Source organism: Streptomyces sp. RKAG337 (assembly GCF_023701715.1).
Lineage (GTDB): Bacteria > Actinomycetota > Actinomycetes > Streptomycetales > Streptomycetaceae > Actinacidiphila.
Window position 1 is genome coordinate 5,736,105 of sequence record NZ_JAJOZA010000001.1, and the last position, 17,979, is coordinate 5,754,083.

General features: G+C 72.0%; 16 protein-coding genes. 6 read left to right on the forward strand and 10 right to left on the reverse strand.

Annotation, left to right across the window (positions count from 1 at the left end; all coding sequences use genetic code 11):
* Positions 1–32: 32 nt before the first annotated feature.
* On the forward strand, positions 33–1,256 hold the full coding sequence (locus LNW73_RS25455) for a hypothetical protein (protein WP_250991495.1): 1,224 nt from the start codon (positions 33–35) through the stop codon (positions 1,254–1,256).
* A gap of 35 nt (positions 1,257–1,291) precedes the next feature.
* On the opposite strand, the gene LNW73_RS25460 is transcribed toward LNW73_RS25455, so the two are convergent.
* Positions 1,292–1,741 carry a hypothetical protein gene (locus tag LNW73_RS25460; RefSeq protein ID WP_250991496.1) on the reverse strand — a complete coding sequence of 150 codons (450 nt, stop codon included), beginning with the start codon at positions 1,739–1,741 and terminating at the stop codon, positions 1,292–1,294.
* A gap of 14 nt (positions 1,742–1,755) precedes the next feature.
* A complete protein-coding gene (locus LNW73_RS25465) occupies positions 1,756–2,526 on the reverse strand; it encodes an IclR family transcriptional regulator (protein ID WP_250975302.1) in 771 nt (256 codons plus the stop codon).
* A 135-nt stretch (positions 2,527–2,661) separates the two neighbouring features.
* Between LNW73_RS25465 and LNW73_RS25470 the strand changes: the two genes are divergently transcribed.
* Positions 2,662–4,194, forward strand: a complete 1,533-nt coding sequence (locus tag LNW73_RS25470) for an aldehyde dehydrogenase (NADP(+)) (protein WP_250991497.1) — start codon at positions 2,662–2,664, stop codon at positions 4,192–4,194.
* 34 nt (positions 4,195–4,228) lie between these two features.
* The gene (locus LNW73_RS25475; RefSeq protein ID WP_285393391.1) at positions 4,229–4,849 is read left to right on the forward strand and encodes a DUF1349 domain-containing protein; all 621 of its coding nucleotides are present in this window, start codon (positions 4,229–4,231) and stop codon (positions 4,847–4,849) included.
* A 56-nt stretch (positions 4,850–4,905) separates the two neighbouring features.
* On the opposite strand, the gene thpD is transcribed toward LNW73_RS25475, so the two are convergent.
* From thpD to LNW73_RS25500, 5 genes are all read right to left on the reverse strand, one after another.
* Entirely contained in the window at positions 4,906–5,805 is a 900-nt protein-coding gene (gene thpD / locus LNW73_RS25480; protein WP_250991498.1) for an ectoine hydroxylase, read from the reverse strand.
* Positions 5,806–5,809: 4 nt separating this feature from the next.
* Positions 5,810–6,262 carry an ectoine synthase gene (locus LNW73_RS25485; protein ID WP_250991499.1) on the reverse strand — a complete coding sequence of 151 codons (453 nt, stop codon included), beginning with the start codon at positions 6,260–6,262 and terminating at the stop codon, positions 5,810–5,812.
* A gap of 49 nt (positions 6,263–6,311) precedes the next feature.
* Positions 6,312–7,592 (reverse strand): diaminobutyrate--2-oxoglutarate transaminase, encoded by a 1,281-nt coding sequence (ectB, locus tag LNW73_RS25490; protein ID WP_250991500.1) that lies wholly within the window; start codon positions 7,590–7,592, stop codon positions 6,312–6,314.
* 77 nt (positions 7,593–7,669) lie between these two features.
* Positions 7,670–8,185 (reverse strand): diaminobutyrate acetyltransferase, encoded by a 516-nt coding sequence (gene ectA / locus LNW73_RS25495; protein WP_250991501.1) that lies wholly within the window; start codon positions 8,183–8,185, stop codon positions 7,670–7,672.
* 359 nt (positions 8,186–8,544) lie between these two features.
* Positions 8,545–9,588 carry a pyridoxal-phosphate-dependent aminotransferase family protein gene (locus tag LNW73_RS25500; protein ID WP_250991502.1) on the reverse strand — a complete coding sequence of 348 codons (1,044 nt, stop codon included), beginning with the start codon at positions 9,586–9,588 and terminating at the stop codon, positions 8,545–8,547.
* 113 nt (positions 9,589–9,701) lie between these two features.
* Between LNW73_RS25500 and LNW73_RS25505 the strand changes: the two genes are divergently transcribed.
* The 3 genes from LNW73_RS25505 to LNW73_RS25515 all read left to right on the forward strand — a co-directional run bounded on the left by LNW73_RS25505 (position 9,702) and on the right by LNW73_RS25515 (position 15,277).
* Complete coding sequence (locus LNW73_RS25505) at positions 9,702–10,793, forward strand: amidohydrolase family protein (protein ID WP_250993037.1); 1,092 nt, start codon at positions 9,702–9,704, stop codon at positions 10,791–10,793.
* Positions 10,794–11,077: 284 nt separating this feature from the next.
* A complete protein-coding gene (locus LNW73_RS25510) occupies positions 11,078–12,265 on the forward strand; it encodes an SCO1860 family LAETG-anchored protein (RefSeq protein WP_250991503.1) in 1,188 nt (395 codons plus the stop codon).
* 192 nt (positions 12,266–12,457) lie between these two features.
* A complete protein-coding gene (locus LNW73_RS25515) occupies positions 12,458–15,277 on the forward strand; it encodes an ABC transporter substrate-binding protein (RefSeq protein ID WP_250991504.1) in 2,820 nt (939 codons plus the stop codon).
* On the opposite strand, the gene cobC is transcribed toward LNW73_RS25515, so the two are convergent.
* The 3 genes from cobC to LNW73_RS25530 are packed head-to-tail and all read right to left on the reverse strand — an operon-like array spanning position 15,267 to position 17,942.
* A complete protein-coding gene (cobC, locus tag LNW73_RS25520; protein WP_250991505.1) occupies positions 15,267–16,394 on the reverse strand; it encodes an Rv2231c family pyridoxal phosphate-dependent protein CobC in 1,128 nt (375 codons plus the stop codon). The genes LNW73_RS25515 and cobC overlap by 11 nt on opposite strands.
* Positions 16,378–17,283: a sirohydrochlorin chelatase gene (locus LNW73_RS25525; protein WP_250975293.1), complete on the reverse strand. Its 906-nt coding sequence runs from the start codon at positions 17,281–17,283 to the stop codon at positions 16,378–16,380. The genes cobC and LNW73_RS25525 overlap by 17 nt, the downstream gene beginning before the upstream one ends.
* A complete protein-coding gene (locus tag LNW73_RS25530; RefSeq protein WP_250991506.1) occupies positions 17,280–17,942 on the reverse strand; it encodes a precorrin-8X methylmutase in 663 nt (220 codons plus the stop codon). Before LNW73_RS25530 ends, LNW73_RS25525 begins: the two co-directional genes overlap by 4 nt.
* Positions 17,943–17,979: the final 37 nt, after the last annotated feature.

Below are 17,979 nucleotides of genomic sequence, written 5' to 3' on the forward strand. Positions count from 1 at the left end.
CACGTGCCGAAACAGCCTGTGGGGGGCCTACCGTGACCACCGAACCACCCGCTTCCGGGGACAAGTCCGCCATACCGGACGACGTCTGGGAGAAGTTCGTCCAGGACACCGAACAGGACATCAGGGCGCAGGCTCCCAAGGAGCCCTCGGCACGCGCCCGGATGGTCACCGAACGGCTCCGGCGCGAGGCCGAAGTGGCCGCGCGGCAGCAGAAGAAGAACAAGCGGTGGGGGCGGGCGGCGAAGGCGAAGCCGGGCGAGCCCGCGGGCTGGCGCACCGGACCCGCCTGGCAGGACAGGGAAAGCCGGGCGACCCGCCGTCGGCTGCGCGGAGCGCTGGGCGTGGCTCTGGCGGTGGTGGTCCTGCTGGTGGTGCTCAATCCGTCCACCGCGCTGGACTGGTTGCACGGCGACTTCAGCGGCTCCGCCGACACGACGGGGTACCGCTCCGACGACTCGGGCCGGCCCGCCACCCTCCCGCCGGAGACGGCGCCGCCCACGGCCGCCCCGTCCGCCGACCCGATGGCGGACGCCCCGACGCTCGCGGAGCCCTTCCGCGGCTCGCCCGCCCTCCTCTACGCGGACGGCGAGGCCGGGATCGTCCTGCCCGCGGCGAAGCCGGTGGGCCGGATGACGCGTGAGCAGGTGGAGGGCGCGCTGGACCGGACGAAGCAGTTCCTCATCGACACGAACCTCAACCCGGCGACGCTGCGCGGGGAGCGTCCGCGGATCGCGATGGGCCTGGTCGACCCCCGGCAGACGGAGGGCATCGCACTCTGGGACACCTCCTTCCGCACACCTGACAAGGATCACAACCCGCTGACCGTGGCCACCCGGTTCGACCCGGCCGAGGTGAGGCTGGTGGGCGGCGTGGTCAAGACGCGCGGCCTGATCACGTTCAAGGAGGGCAAGGGCGGTTCGGTGGCCGTGCACGCCGACGTCACGTTCGTCTACGGGGTGACCGCCGCGGACGGTCACTCGACGGCCGTCTCCCGCACCATCGTGCGGCGCGTGCTGGATTTCGGCGTCGCCGACCCCAGCACCGCGCAGGTGACCGAAGGCAAGCTCTGGGTCACCGACTACCGCCAGGACCTCGGCAATTCGGCCTGCGACATCACCGACGGCTTCCTGCACCCGAACATCGACCCGACCGACGGCGCCACCACCCCTGACCCCTCCGCCTCTGCCGTCGACCCCTACGACCGCAGCAAGCCCCTCGACGCGAGGAAGGGCTGCGGCCAGGTCACCCGCGTCTGAACCGGGTCCGCCGCGGCCGCGCGGGTCTGCCGCGGCTACCCGGGACGCGTGACCAGCGGGGCGAAGGCCGCCAGCGACATCTCGAGATCCTGCCGGCCGGCGTCGTCCGCCGGCAGGAGGGGGAGCTGAACATCGGCGAACTCCCTGGCCGCCGCCCACACCGCGGTGACGACAGCCCGTACGCCGGACCGGTCGACCGGCCCCCCGGGTGCCCGGGTGGTGATCGTCCCGTCCTTCGTCAGGGAGAACTTCAACGAGAAGGACGAGTCGGCCGCGCCGAACACCCGGCCGCCGCGGCCGGCTTCGACGAGCGAGCGCAGACCGTCGAGAAGCAGGGAGACGGAAACGTAGATCATCATCGCCTGGTCCGGCGTACGGCCGCGCGAGGAGTACGAACCCAGGTTCCCCGTCACCGCCATGTGCCCGAGGTCGAACCCGGAGGGCGGCGGCAGATCGTCGACGGAGAACGCGAATTCCGCTTCCACGGTGCTCCGTCGGGTCACAGCCGGCGGGTGGCCAGGGTCAGGCGGTCGCGGGCGTCGAAGAGGGCGTCCTTGATCATCTGTTCGTGGGCGGGGGTGAGCCGGGCCACCGGGACGGAGCAGCTGACCGCGTCGCGGGCCGGGGTGCGGTACGGGATGGCGATGCCGAAGCAGCGCAGGCCCAGGGTGTTCTCCTCGCGGTCGACGGCGAAGCCCTGTTCCCGGATGACCGCGAGTTCCGCGATGAGCTTCTCGCGGTCGGTGTGGGTGTGCTCGGTGAGGGGTTCGAGGGTCTCGGGCAGGAGCTTGCGGACCTGCTCGTCGGAGTACGTGGCGAGCAGCGCCTTGCCGAGCGAGGTGGAGTGGGCCGGGAGGCGGCGGCCGACCCGGGTGAAGGGCCGCAGGTAGTGCTGGGACTGGCGGGTCGCGAGATAGACGACGCTGGTGCCGTCCAGCCGGGCGAGGTGGATCGTCTCGCTGGTGTCGTCGGAGAGCCGGTCGAGGGTGGGGCGGGCCGCGGCGACGACCTCGTCACCGTCGATGTACGAGGTGCCGACGAGCAGCGCCCGGACACCGATCCCGTAACGCGTTCCGGTGGCATCGGTTTCGATCCAGCCGAGCTCGACTAGGGTGCGGAGCAGCATGTACAGGCTGGACTTGGGGTAGCCGACGGATTCCTGTACGGCCGCGAGGCTGTGCATTCCGGGTCGTCCCGCGAAGAATTCCAGCAGTTCGACCGTGCGGACCGCGGACTTGACCTGAGAACCGCCACCGTCGCCAGCAGACATCGTCCTGACCCCTCTTGTTCGGCCCCGGACCCTGCAAGTAGGCTCCGGAATGGTTCAAAGATTCATAAGTGAAGACGCTGTTCAGCATATCGAACAGTGGCTGATCCGCATGAGGCAAATCTGGAGGTTCCCCCGGTGGCTGTTCCAGTCTGGTCCGTCGACCCCCGTACCGGGAAGCAGCGGGAGCAGGTGGCGGACGAGGCCACCACGGCGGAGATCGACGGCGCCGTACGTGCCGCGGCCGCCGCGGCGCCCGCGCTCGCCGACCGCAGCGTACGCGCCCTCCTGCTGCGTACCGCCGCGGACCTCCTGGAGGAGGCCGGCCCACAGGTGCTGGAGGCGGCCGACGCCGAGACGGCGCTCGGCCCCGGCCGGCTGACCGGCGAGCTGGCCCGCACCACCTTCCAGCTGCGCGCGTTCGCCGACATCGTCGACGAGGGCGCCTTCCTGGACGTCGTCATCGACCACGCGGACCCGGCCGCGAAGCCCGCTCCCCGCCCCGACCTGCGGCGCTACAAGATCCCGCTCGGTGTGGTCGCGGTCTACTCGGCCAGCAACTTCCCGCTGGCGTTCTCCGTCCCCGGCGGCGACACCGCGAGCGCGCTGGCCGCCGGCTGCCCGGTCGTCGTCAAGGCGCACCCGGACCACCCCGCCACCTCGGAGCTGTGCGCGAGCGTGCTGCGCCGCGCCGCCGTCCGGGTCGGGCTGCCCGCCGACGTCGTCGCCGTCGTGCACGGCTTCCAGGCCGGTATCGACCTCATCAAGCACCCGCTGGTCAGCGCCGCCGGATTCACCGGCTCGGTGCGCGGCGGGCGGGCGCTCTTCGACGCGGCCGCAGCCCGTCCCAAGCCGATCCCGTTCCACGGCGAGCTGGGCAGCCTCAACCCGGTCGTGATCACCGAGGCCGCGGCGGACGAGCGGGCCGAGCAGATCGGCGCGGGACTCGCCGGGTCCATGACGCTGGGCGTCGGCCAGTTCTGCGTCAAGCCAGGACTGGTGCTGGCCCCGGCCGGCGCGGCGGGCGACCGGCTGCTCAAGGCCGTCACCGCAGCCGTCAGCGACTCGGACGCGGGCGTCCTGCTCGACGTCCGGATGCGTGATGCCTTCGTCGCCGGCGTCGAGGCCAGGGCCGCGCTCCCCGGCGTCGAGGCCCCGGTGACCCCGGGCTCCGGCGGCGAGCACACCGTCAGCGCCGGATACCTCACCGTCCCCGCCGACCGGCTGGCCGCCGAAGGACCGCACGATCTGCTGCTCGAGGAGTGCTTCGGCCCGGTGACGGTCGTGGCGCGCTACGAGGACCGCGCCCAGATCACCGCCGTGCTGGAGCGGCTGCCCGGCAACCTCACCGCCACCGTCCACATCGGTGAGGAGGAGGCGGGACAGGAGGACGGCCCGGCCACCGCGCTGCTCGCCGAACTCACCCCGCTGGCGGGCCGGCTGCTCGTCAACGGCTGGCCGACCGGCGTCGCCGTCGCCCCCGCCCAGCACCACGGCGGCCCCTACCCGGCGACCACGTCGACCTCGACCTCCGTCGGCGGGACCGCCATCGAGCGCTGGCTGCGGCCGGTCGCGTACCAGGACACCCCGGTCGCCCTGCTCCCCGCGGAGCTGCGCGACGAGAACCCGCTCCACCTGCCGCGCCGCTTCGACGGCCGGCTGGAGATCTGAGCGGAGCTGAAGGAGCGGAGCCGCAGGAGTGGAGCTGCAGGGAGTGGACCTGAAAGAGCTGCCGTTCGGGCTGCGGGCCTACGGTCCGGCCGCCGAACCGGGCTACGAGGACGGCGTGCTCGTCCTCACCGCGGGACCCGGCCAGGACCGCTTCGTCCACCCCGGCCGGGAGCCGAGGGTGCCGGCCGCCGACGCGCCCCGGCTGCTCGGCACCCCGCCGGCGGGCGACTTCCAGCTGATCGCCCGGGTGACGGCCCGGCTGCGGGCCGCGGGCGACGCCGGAGCGCTCTGTCTCCAGGTGGCCGACGAGCAGTGGGCCAAGCTCTGCCTGGAGCTGTCGCCCGCCCGGTACACCGTCGTCTCGGTCGTCACCCGGGGCAGCTCCGACGACGCCAACAGCTGTGAGGTGGCAGGGGATCACGTCTGGCTGCGGATCACCCGCACCGGCCGGGCCTTCGCCTTCCACGCCTCGGACGACGGCGAGCGGTGGACGTTCGTCCGGCTCTTCGCCCTCGGCACGGAACAGGAGGCGGCGGCCGCGAGCGTCGGCTTCATGACGCAGTGCCCGTCCCCGGACGCCGACGGGTGCACGGCGGTCTTCGACCGGATCGCCTTCCGGTCCGGCGCGCCCGCCGACCTGCGCGACGGCAGCTGACATGCCGGCGGGGGCCGGGCCGCCCGAAGCAGCCCGGCCCCCGCGGGGCGTGCCCGCTAGCGCACCGGGGTGAAGTCCCGCGCGCCGATGAACTCCGGCCGCCGCACCGGCGCCGCGAACGGCTCGACCGCCGCGTTCTCGACGCTGTTGAAGACGATGAAGACGTTGCTGCGCGGGAACGGAGTGATGTTGTCGCCGGAACCGTGCATGCAGTTGCAGTCGAACCAGGTCGCCGAACCCGCCGCGCCCGTGAAGAGCTTGATGCCGTGCTCCCCGGCGAGTTCGGTGAGCGCCTCGTCGGACGGGGTGCCGGCGTCCTGCATCTGCAGCGACTGCTTGTAGTTGTCCTTCGGCGTCTCGCCCGAGCAGCCGAGGAACGTACGGTGCGAGCCGGGCATGATCATCAGCCCGCCGTTGGTGTCATGGTTCTCGGTCAGCGCCACCGAGACGGAGACCGTCCGCATCCGGGGCAGGCCGTCCTCGGCGTGCCAGGTCTCGAAGTCCGAGTGCCAGTAGAACCCCGACGCCCCGAAGCCCGGCTTGACGTTGATCCGGCTCTGGTGGACGTAGACGTCGGAACCGAGGATCTGCCGCGCGCGGTCGGCGAGCCGTGGGTCGCGGACCAGCTCGGCGAAGACCTCGCTGATCCTGTGCACCTCGAAGACCGAGCGGATCGACCCGGACTTCGGTTCGACGATCGCGCGGGGGTCGGCCCGGACCGCCGGATCGGCACAGAGCCGGTCCAACTCCTGGCGGTAGCGGCCCACTTCGCCCGGCATCAGCAGCTGGTCGACGGTGAGGAAGCCGTCCCGGTCGTAGCCGCGCAGCTCGGCGGGCTGGATCGGGCCCGGGGTGCCGTACTCGGACCACACGACCGGGTCCTGGCGGGGAGTGCTGACCTCGGACGCGCCGCGGGTCGGGTACCGGCTGGTGATGGTGTCGGTGGTGGTCGTCATGGCGTCAGGCTCCCTCGGTCTCGGTCTCGGTCCGGGTCTTGGTACGGGTCGCGGTGGTGCCCCCGGTCTCGGTCAGCAGCGGGTAGACCCCGTTCTCGTCGTGCACCTCCCGCCCGGTGACGGGCGGGTTGAAGACGCAGACGAACCGCAGATCGGTCTTGGGGCGCATGGTGTGCCGCTCGTGGCCGTCGAGCAGGTAGAGCGTGCCCGGGGAGATCCAGTGGGTCTCGCCGGTCTCGTCGTTGGTCAGCTCGCCCTCACCGTCGACGCACAGCACCGCCTCGATGTGGTTGGCGTACCACATGGACGTCACGGTCCCGGCGTACATCGTGGTCTCGTGCATCGAGAACCCCACGCCCTCGGCGGCCAGGATGATGCGCTTGCTGCGCCAGGTGCCGGTCTCGGCGGTCACATCGCGGTCGGTGCCCTCGATGTCCTTGAAGGATCGGACGATCACGTGGTTGCCTCTGCTTTCTTTCCGTTCGAAGTCAGGCCCGGGTGCGGGCTCAGAGGGTTTCGCTGATGACGTCGCTCACGGCCCGCGTGAGGGTGCGCAGACCCTCGTCCAGCTCGTCGGGGGTGATGGTCAGGGCCGGCAGCAGCTTGACGACCTCGCTGCGCGGGCCGGAGGTCTCCAGCAGCATCCCCAGCTCGAAGGCGCGGGCGCAGACCCGGCCGGCGATCGACGGGTCGATGAACTGCAGGCCCCAGGCCAGACCGCGGCCCCGGTACTCGGCGCCGGCGCGGGCCTGGGCGGTGCAGATCTCCCGCAGCGCCGTCTCGACCTGCTCGCCGCGCATCACCGTCTGCTTCTCCAGCTGGCCATCGGCCCAGTAGGCGTCCAGCGCGGCGGTGGCGGTGACGAACGCCGGGTTGTTGCCGCGGAAGGTGCCGTTGTGCTCGCCCGGCTCCCAGACGTCCAGCTCCGGCTTGAAGAGCGCGAGGGACATCGGCATGCCGTAGCCGCTGATGGACTTGGAGAGCGTGACGATGTCCGGCGTGATCCCGGCCTCCTCGAAGGAGAAGAACGCGCCGGTGCGGCCGCAGCCCATCTGGATGTCGTCGACGATCAGCAGCATGTCGCGGCGCTTGCACAGGTCGGCCAGCGCCCGCAGCCACTGCGGACGGGCGACGTTGATGCCGCCCTCGCCCTGGATCGTCTCGACGATCACGGCGGCCGGCTGGTTGAGACCGGAACCCTGGTCCTCCAGCAGCCGCTCGAACCACAGGAAGTCCGGCACCCGGCCGTCGAAGTAGTTGTCGAACGGCATCGGGGTGCCGTGCACCAGCGGGATGCCCGCGCCGGCCCGCTTCATCGAGTTGCCGGTGACGGCGAGCGAGCCGAGCGACATCCCGTGGAAGGCGTTGGTGAACGAGACGATCGACTCGCGGCCCTTGACCTTACGGGCCAGCTTGAGCGCCGCCTCGACGGCGTTGGTGCCGGTCGGGCCGGGGAACATCACCTTGTAGTCCAGGCCGCGCGGTTCCAGGACCACCTGCTGGAAGCGCTCCAGGAAGGTGCGCTTCGCGGTGGTGCTCATATCGAGACCGTGGGTGACGCCGTCGCGTTCGAGGTAGTCCAGCAGCGCGCGTTTGAGCACCGGGTTGTTGTGCCCGTAGTTGAGCGCGCCGGCGCCGGAGAAGAAGTCGAGATACGCGTGACCGTCCTCGTCGTACATCACGCTGCCCTGTGCGCGGTCGAAGATGACGGGCCAGCTGCGGCAGTAGCTGCGGACCTCCGACTCCAGGGACTCGAAGACGGTCATGTCGGGTGCGGTGATGGTCACTGTGCCTGCTTTCCGGGAGACGGTGCGGTGGAGGCGGTGCGAAGTCAGGGGGTGGGGCGAAGCGGAACGCGGTGGCGTCAGACCGTCGGGCCGATGCGGAACAGCACCTCGGAGTCGTGCCCGTCGGGGAACAGGGCACCGGGGAAGAGGACTTCGCGTTCGACCGGAACGTCGTGGCGCTCGGCGAAGGAGGTGAACAGCCGCTGCGAAGCGGCGTTGTCCGGCGTGATCGTGGTCTCGATCCAGCGGACGTCGTCGACGGCGACGCGTGCGGCGAGATGGTCGAGCATGGCCGCCGCCACACCGCGGCCGCGCTGCGCCGCGTCGACGGCCACCTGCCAGACGACCAGCGTCTGCGGCTCATCGGGACGGAGGTATCCGGTCACGTAGCCCACCGGGGACCCGTCGGCGTCGCGGGCCACCACCGAGGTGCCGGCGAAGTCGCGGCACCACAGGAGATAGCTGTACGAGGAGTTGAGATCGAGCGTCCGAGAATCGCGGGCGATGCGCCACATCGCTCCGCCGTCGTCGACTGTGGGGGTGTCGAGGAATGCGCGAGCGAGTGGTGCCTTCAATTCCGTAGCGGCGTTCATGCGGAATGAACCTACCGAGCAGAAAGTGGAATTGCATGGGGCAGAGGTCTTTACGCGGCCGACTCGTCGTGTTATCGCGCGGGCGGGGGCGGGTGGCCGAATCCGCAGCGAGACCTGCGGTTATATACGGATATAACCGGGCGATTTGATCTTGGTGTGGAGTCCGTCACATTCCCGGAGACGCCCCGGAAACCTTAACGAAATCCGTGCGTTTAGCCTTCGGAAGGCTGGGCAGAAGCTATTCGGGAGAATACTTCCCGGGAATTCGGTCCTGATGGGCCACCGAAAGGCCGAATTCCCCGGAAGTGCTTTCTTGTCCTTTATCGTGCTTACGCTCTGCAGTATCGGGTGACGCAGCGCTATACGGAAAGCGCCGAACCCAGCGCGGCGAGGCTCCGTGCGACCACGGCGGGATCCGCGTCGGGACCGTAGTGGTTGACGCGGACCATCTCCTCGGCGAGCGCGCCACCGCCCGCGACGAGCGGAACAGACGGGTCCAGGGCGAGCGCCCGTGCCACCAGCGCGGTGGCGTCGGTGCCCGCGGGCACCCGCAGCGTCGTCGCCACCGGCGCGGCGTCGCGCGCCTCGTACACGTACGGCTCCAGACCGCCGCCGAGCGCGAGCGCGCCCTCGCGGGTCGCGGTGGCGGCCGCCCGGTGCCGGGCGATCACCGCGTCGAGGCCGTCGGCGTCGATCCGCTCCAGACACGCCTCCAGCGCCAGCATCTCCAACTGCGCGGGCGCGTGCGGCAGCGCGGTGCGGCCGGTGTCGATCCAGCGCTCCTTCCAGTCCAGCAGGGAGAGGTACGAGCGGCGCGGCGCCGCCGGGTTGGCAGCCATCCGCTCCCAGGCGCGGGCGCTGACCGAGACCGCCGACACGCCCGCGGGGCCGCCCATCGCCTTCTGCGCGCCGATGACGCACAGGTCCACGCCCCACGCGTCCGGCAGCAGCGGTTCGGCGGCTACCGACGCGACCGCGTCCAGCATGAACAGCGCGCCGTGCGCGCGCACCACCTCGCCGATCTCCGCCACCGGGTTGGTGTTGCCGGTGGCCGCCTCGGCGTGCACCAGCGAGACGAAGTCGATCTCCGGGTGCTCCGCCAGTGCGCGCTCCACCTGCTCGGCGGTGACCGCCCCGTGGAACGGCACGGCCAGGTCGGTGACCTCGGCGCCCGCGTCGCGCAGCCAGTCGCCGAACGTCTTCCCGTAGGGGCCGGTCACCACGTTGAGCGCCGCCGAGCCGGGCCTGGCCCCGCCGCGGATGCAGCCCTCCAGGGGCAGCAGCGCCTCGCCCTGGGTGATGACGACGTCCTGCTCGGTGTCCAGCAGCGCCGCGACACGCCGTTCGATCCCGGCGAAACGGGCGGCGGTCAGCGGGGGCAGGTCCAGGAGGGGGTGCGTCACGATGCGTCTCTTCCGTACGGATGAAGGTCTGGGGCCGGCCCGGGGCCCTGTCGGGCCCGAGGGTGCCTTCGCGAGCGTACCTCCGACCTTTTAGGGTGCTGGGCATGAGTGTCATGGGTGATCGCGGTGCGCTGCACGTCAAGGGCCGGGTGCTGGTCGGCCCCGAGGACGTCCGGGACGAGGTGTGGGTGCTGGACGGCCGGATCTCGTACGACCGGCCCGCCGGACCGCTCGAGGTGACCACCGTCGAGGGCTGGGCGCTGCCCGGCCTCGTCGACGCGCACTGCCACGTCGGCCTCGACACGCACGGCCCGGTGGACGCGGAGACGGCGGAGAAGCAGGCGCTGACCGACCGCGAGGCCGGCACCCTGCTGCTGCGCGACGCCGGGTCGCCGTCCGACACCCGCTGGGTCGACGACCGCGAGGACCTGCCGCGGATCATCCGCGCCGGCCGGCACATCGCGCGCACCCGCCGCTACATCCGCAACTACGCGCACGAGATCGAGCCGGGGGACCTGACGGCGTACGTCCGCCAGGAGGCGCGGCGCGGCGACGGCTGGGTGAAGCTCGTCGGCGACTGGATCGACCGCGAGGCCGGTGACCTGACGGCCTGTTGGCCGCGCGGCGCCCTGGAGGAGGCCATCGCCGCCGCCCACGAGGAGGGCGCGCGGGTCACCGCGCACTGCTTCGCGGAGGACTCGCTGCGTGACCTCGTGGAGGCGGGTATCGACTGCGTCGAGCACGCCACCGGGCTGACCGAGGACACCGTCCCGCTGTTCGCGGAACGCGGTGTCGCCATCGTCCCGACCCTGGTCAACATCGCGACGTTCCCGGCGATGGCGGCCGGCGGCGAGGCCAAGTTCCCGCGCTGGGCGGCCCATATGCGGCGGCTGCACGAGCGCCGGCACGCCACGGTGGGTGCCGCGCACGACGCCGGCATCCGGATCTTCGCCGGCACCGACGCGGGCGGCTCGCTGGCCCACGGCCTGATCGCCGACGAGATCGCCGAACTCGTCACGGCGGGCCTGTCGCCGGTCGAGGCGCTGTCCGCCACGACCTGGGGCGCCCGTGAATGGCTCGGCCGCGACGGGCTCACCGAGGGCGCCTCCGCCGACCTGGTCGTGTACGCGACCGATCCGCGGGTCGACGTACGGGTGCTGGCCGATCCGCGGCGCATCGTGCTGCGCGGACGGGTGGTGGGTTGACGCAGCGTTACCCGGAGCGGGTGCCGGTCGTTGAGCACCACCGCGTACGCCTCGGCGCGTCAACAGAGGTGGGGGCCGTCATCACGTGGCACGGGTGACGGGTGGGAACGGGCGTGCAGCAAGATTCGAAGATAGTGCCGGAAACCACCCGTATGGGTGAACTCGCTGCAGGTAGTCGCCAGTTCACTCTCAGTGCGTAAATATGGCGGGACCGAGGTCACCGGCGGCCGCGTTGTCCCCTCAAGCGGCGCCGCTGACTCCAAGCCACTCGTGGGGGTTCCACCGTGTACAGCTCCAACTTCAGCCTGCCCGCACGCCGTTCGGCCGCCGCCATCGGCGCGGCCGTCGCGCTTGCGGCAGGTGCGCTGGCCGTCGCCCCGGCGGCCCAGGCGCATCCCTCCGGGAACGCCGGGGGCACCTCCGGCGGCAGCTCCGGGGGCGGCAGGTCGACCGCGACCGTCCTGCGCGCCGGTCTCGACGTATCGCTGGTGAACAAGACGGTCCATGTGCCGCTGAACGTCTCGCTCAACGATGTGAAGGCGCCGGCCGACGCCGCCGAGACCGCGCTCACCGCCAAGCTGGACGGCGTCGACCACGGCAAGCCGTTCAGCATGCTGCGGGCGGATGTCGCCACCGCCAAGGCGACGGCCGACGCGCACAAGGCGGAGGGCTACGCGAACCTGGCCCGCGCCGAGGTGCATCTGCCCGGCCTGCCGCTGCTGTCCCTGATCCGGATCGAGGCGGTCACCTCCAAGGCGACCTGCGAGGCGGGCCGGAAGCCGGCCGCGTCGGCCACCCTGGCCGGTGTGTGGGTGCTCAACAAGAAGGTCACCCTGACCGCCACCGGGACGACGAAGGTGGCGGTGCCCGGGGTCGGCGAGGTCAGCCTCGACCTGACGAAGACCCAGACCACGTCGCGCACCGCCGCCGCCACCGGGCTGGAGCTGAAGGTGAAGGTCAATCCGCTGAAACTGAACGTCGCGGTCGTGACCGGCACCGTGACCCTGGTCGAGGCGACGTGCGAGACACCGAAGGTGGTCGACCCGACGACCGGCGGCACCTCCAACGGCGGCGCCACCCATGGCGGTACCACCAACGGGGGAGCCGACAACGGCGGCGCTGCGAACGGCGGCGGCACGAACGGCGGTGCCTCCGCCGGTGGTGCCTCCACCGGGGGAGCGTCGTCCGGCGGGTCCTCGACCGGCGCCGACTCCGGTGGCGCGTCGGGTGGCAGCTCCGGCGGCAGCGGCGGATCGAGCGGCGCGAGTGGCTCGGGGGGCACCGGCGGCAGCGGTGGTTCGGAGCCGCAGACCGGCCCCACCACCCAGAACCTCGCCGAGACCGGCAGCGGTTCCAACACCCCGCTGCTCGCCGCGGGCGCGGGCGCGCTCGTCGTGGTCGGCGGTGGCGCGCTGTATCTGACGTCCCGCCGCCGCAAGGCGGCCGCCCAGGCGGCGGAAACGGACGCCTAGACGTCCGGTTCCGACCGGATTGGGACCCGAGGGGGGACTGAGGGTCCGAGGGGGAATGGGAGAGGGCGGCGCCGTTGTCGGCGTCGCCCTCTACTGTTGTGTTCAGGGGAAAGCAGACAGAGTTCGCAGGGTTCGTTTCAGGGGTCACAGGGGTCACGGGGTCCGCTGGACGGGCCGGGGTCGGGGGACACGATGGACAGCGCGCTGTTCGGGGGCAGATACGAGATCCGGGAGCTGCTCGGCTCCGGAGGCATGGCACGGGTCCATCTCGCGTACGACACCCGGCTCGGCAGGACCGTCGCCGTCAAGACCCTCCTGCCGGAACTGGCCCGGGACGCCGAGGCCCGGCGCCGCTTCGCGCGCGAGGCCCGCGCCGCCGCCGGGCTCAACCACCCCGGCATCGTCACCGTCCACGACCAGGACGAGATGCGGACGGACGAGGACATCGTGCCGTACCTCGTCATGGAGTACGTGGACGGCAGCACCCTCGCCGAACTGGCCCGCAGCCAGGTCAGGCTGGACATCGAACGGGCGGTCAGGATCACCTGCGACATCCTGGACGCGCTCGCCCACGCCCACGCCCGCGGGCTGGTCCACCGGGACGTCAAACCGTCCAACGTCCTGATCACGTCGACGGGTTCCGTCAAGGTCGCCGACTTCGGGATCGCCCGGGTCGTGCACTCGCTGACCCGGATCACCGGTACCGGCTCCGCCCTCGGCACCCCCGGCTACATGTCACCGGAACAGATCGAGGACCGCGAGGTCGACGCGCGCAGCGACCTGTACGCGGTCGGCTGCATGCTGACCGAACTGCTCACCGGCACCGTCCCGTTCCCCGGCCCGACGCCGCTCACGGTGATGTACGCCCACATCCACTCCACCCCGGAGCCGCCCTCGGCGCGGAACGCGGCGGTACCGCCCGAGCTGGACGCGATCGTCATCTCCGCCCTCTCCAAGAACCCCGCGCTGCGCCCGCGCAGCGCGGCCGTCATGCGCGACGACCTGAACGGCTGGCTCGCGGCACCCCGGGGCGGCGCCACCCCGGCCCTGCCGCCCGCCCCCGCCCCGCGGCCGGTCGTGCCGCTGCACCCTGCGTACAACCCGCCGCACACCCCGCCGCACACCCCGGTCCCGCCGCCGCTGCCGCAGCTGATGCCACCGGCCTCCGGGCGGCCCGGCGAGTCGTACACCTCCCAGCAGTGGGGCACGGCGCCGGCCGATCCGCGCCGCGGCAAGGGGCGGCGGCGCGCCCTCATCGCCGTCTCGGCGGCCGTGGTGCTGACGCTCGGCACGGTGCTCGCCGTCCGCCTCGGCTCCTCGGCGCGCCCGGACGAGAACACCGTCACGGCCCTGGACCTGATCGCCAAGCGGACCGTCGGCCGCGGCTACGACGGGGCGGTCAACGGCACCGTCAACCCGTCCACGGCCAAGGGCGGCACGCTCAAACTGATGTCGTACTACGCCCCCGACTCCCTGGACCCGGCGCGCTCCTACTCACCGCTCGCCTGGAACCTGGACCGGCTCCTGCTGCGCAAGCTCGTGGACTTCGCCCCCCAGCCCAGCGGGGCGGGCGCCGAACTCGCGCCGGACCTGGCCACCACCACCGGCACGGTCAGCGACGGCGGCCTCACCTACACGTACACCCTCAAGAAGGGCGTGACGTTCGAGGACGGCACGGGCATCACGTCCAAGGACATCAAGTACGGCATCGAGCGGACGTTCGCGACCGACCTGTTCAGCGGCGGTCCGACGCATCTCAGGGACCTGCTCGACCAGGGCCAGTCCTATCCGGGCCCGTACAAGGACACCGACCCGGACCAGCTGGGCCTGAAGAGCGTGCTCACACCGGACGACAGCACCATCGTCTTCCATCTCGACGCGCCGTTCGCCGACTTCCCCTACGTGCTCGCACTGCCGATGTCCTCGCCCGTGCCGAAGGCCAAGGACACCAAGGACAACTACGAGAAGCAGCCGGTCGCCAGCGGGCCGTACAAGATCGCGTCCTACGATCGCGACAAGAAGCTGCGCCTGGTGCGCAACGACAAGTGGGACCCGGCCACCGACGGCATCCGCACCGCCCTGCCGGACGCCGTCGACTTCACGGTCGCGGCGAGCGCCGACGTGGTCGACGCCGCGCTGCTCAGCGGAGAGGCCGACCTGGACCCGGCCCAGGCCGGTGTCCAGGACGCCACCCGCACCAAGATCCTCGGCAGCGACAGCCTCAAGGCGAACGCCGACTCCGCGCTGATCGGGGCCGTCCGGTACTTCTCCCTGCAGACCGCCGTCGCGCCGCTGAACGACTACCGCTGCCGCTGGGCGGTGCAGTACGCGGCGAACCGGACCGCGCTGCGCGACGCGGGCGGCGGCAAGGACGCGGGGGACGTCGCGGGCGGGATGCTGCCACCGACGGTCGGCGGCTACGACCCGCATCTGAACACGTACGGCACGGCCGCCGGCCGCACCTATCCCGACCTGGCCAAGCGCCAGCTGTCCGACTGCGGGCACGCGTCCGGTTTCTCGACCACCATCGTCACGGCCAGCGGCAACCCCAGGACCAAGGCCATGGTGGAGAATCTGCGCACCCAGCTCGCCGCCGTCGGGATCACCGCCAAGACCGAGTACCCCGAGGCCGCGGACCTGTACGCGACCCTGCCCGACCAGAAGAAGATCAAGGAGCGTGGGTGGGGCATCATCCTCACCACCTGGCAGTCCGACTGGCCCACCCCGGCCGGTTTCCTGCGCCCGCTGCTGCTGGCCGGCAGCCCGTCCAATTACGCGGCCCTCGCCGACCAGCAGCTGAAGGACCTGATGGACGAGGCCGACGCCAAGACCGACCGCAACTCCGCCGACAGCGTCTGGCGCACCGTCGACTCCACCTCGCAGGACCGGGGCACCCTGATCCCGTTCATGTACGTGCGGCAGCTCAACTACCGTTCGGCGCGGCTGACCAACGTCTATCTCCACCCCGCGCTGGGCGGGGTGGACATCCAGGCGCTCGGCATCAAGAACTGACCTTCGGGAACTCTGGATCCCGCATACTCCGTGCTTTGGCCAGCGCTTCGACGAAGGCGTCCGTCGTGGCGGCGTCGCGGACGGCGATCCGCAGCCACCGCCCGTCGAGCCCCGGGAAGGTGTCCGCGCGGCGGACCGCGAAGCCGAGGCCGCGCAGCCGCTCACGGACGGCCGTCGCGTCCGGCAGCTCGACGAGGACGAACGGCCCGGCGGGCGTGCCCGCGACCTCCAGGTCGTCGAACTCGCCCAGCCGGGCGAGCAGATACGCGCGGCAGACGGCGATCCCGGCCGCGGCCCGTTCCGCCTCGGCCAGCGCGTCCGGTGTCACACACGCCTCGATGGCGGCCAGCCCCGGCGACGAGACCGCCCACAGCGGCTGCGCCCGCTCCAGCAGGGCTATGTGCTCAGCACCGGCGAGCACATAGCCGATCCGCAGCCCGGCCAGGCCCCAGGTCTTGGTGAGGCTGCGCAGTACGACGAGACCGGGCACGTCGCGGCGGGCGGCCAGTGAGGCGGACTCGCCGGGTACGGCGTCCATGAACGCCTCGTCGATCACCAGGGTCCGGCCGGGCCTGGCCAGCCGTGCGACCACCTCGGACGGGTGGAGCGCCGAGGTCGGGTTCGTCGGGTTGCCGAGCACGACGAAGTCGGCGTCCTCGGGAACGGCCGCCGGATCGAGCCGGAAGCCGTCGGCGGCGTGCAGGACCACCCGGTGCACGGCGTGTCCGGCGGCGCGCAGCGCCGCCTCGGGCTCGGTGAACTGCGGGTGCACCACGACCGCGTGACGCGGTGCGAAGGCCCGCGCCAGCAGCACGAAGGCCTCCGCCGCGCCTGCCGTCAACAGCACCTCGTCCACCGGCCGGCCGTGCCGCCGGGCGACGGCGGCCCGCGCCGCCCGACCGTCGGGGTAGGCGGCCAGACCGTCGAGCGACGCGGCGATCGTCGCCTTCAGCCAGGCCGGCGGCGTACCGGCACGGACGTTGACGGCGAGGTCGGTCAGTACCCCGCCGTCGTCGCGTACCTCCGCGTCGCCGTGGTGCCGCAGGTCGTAACCGTCGGCGCCGTCGACTCCGGGAGTGCCGCCGGCACCGGAAGCGCCGTCAGTGGGAGTGGGCATGGGGACCGTGGTGGTGGTCGTGGCCGTGGTCGCCCGAGGGGTCGTCGGGGTGGTGGTGCGGCTGCTGCGGCAGGCCGACCCGGTCCTCGAAACCGGGCAGCTTGACGCGGTAGACGCAGGAGTCGCAGTTCATCCGCAGATCGCCCTTGAGCGTCTCGCGGTAGCGCTCCATCACCAGGTCGGCCAGCTCCGGCTCCGGGCCGATGACGGCCGCCTGCCGCACCTCGGTCGCCGGATGCGCGGCGGCCCATTCGGCGGCCTGGTCCCGGACCCGGTCCGGCAGGATGCCGGTGAACAGGAAGTACGGCAGCACGACGATGCGGCCGGCGCCCAGCTTGCGGCAGCGCTCAAGGCCCGAGGGCACGTCCGGCGCGGCCAGCGACACGAACGCCGTCTCCACGCCCGCGTAGCCGCGGCCCTCCCACAGCAGCCGCGCGACCTTGTATATCTCGGCGTTGGCGTCCGGGTCGGTCGAACCGCGGCCGACGAGCAGCACCGTGGTGTCCGAGCGGTCGTCGTCGCCGAGCACCTCGTCCAGCCGCCGCTCCAGGATCGTCAGCAGGCCCGGGTGCGGGCCCAGCGGCCGGCCGTAGGTGTACGTCGTACCCGGGTGCCGCTGCTCCTCGCGGGCCAGGGCGGCCGGGATGTCGCCCTTCGCGTGCCCCGCGGAGACCAGCACCATGGGGACCGCCGCGAAGCTGCGGACGCCCTGGCCCACCAGCTCCGCGACCGAGTCGGCGAGCGGCGGCGGCGACAGTTCGATGAACCCGCCGCCGACCGGCAGCCCGGGGTTGTGCTCGCCGAGCTGCCGGACGAACGCACGGAAGGCTTCGGCTCCGGCCTCGTCACGGGTTCCGTGGCCGACGAGCAGGAGTGCGGGCGGGATCACAGGGAGTTCTCCTTGGTGAGGGGTGCGAGGGTCTCCACGGCGGCGGGTCCGCCGGGACGTTCGGTGGGACGTCCGGTGGGACGTCCGGTGGGACGTTCGGTGTAGAGCAGGGCGTTGAGCGCTGCGGACGCCACGGCGGAACCGCCCTTCTCGGAGATGTTGCTGACGGCGGGCAGGCCGGAGGCGCGCAGCGCGGCCTTGCTCTCCGCGGCTCCCACGAAGCCGACCGGCAGACCGATCACCAGCGCGGGCGCGGCGTCCAGCGTCAGCAGTTCCTCCAGCGCCGTCGGCGCGCACCCGATCACCCAGATCGCACCGGGACCGACCTGTTCGTAGGCCAGCCGGATCGCGTGCGCGCTGCGGGTCAGCCCGGGACCCGAGCGGCCGTCCTTGAGCCGGCAGACGACCGGCCGGGTGGTGATCCCGGCGGCGACCATCTCGACGTCCGCGACGATCGGGGCGCCCGCGTGCAGCGCGGTGTGGGCGGCCAGCAACTCGTCCTCATCACAGACGAGTTCCCCGGCGTACTCCAGATCGGCGCTGGAATGGACGACCCGCTCGACCACGGCCCGCGTCAGCGGCGGGAAGTGCGAGGTGTCGAGCCGGGAGCGCAGTCTGCGGAACGACTCCTGCTCGATGGGGTGAACGGTGCGGGTCACAGGGAACCTCCCGGTCGTCGGACGGGCTGCGGGCCGG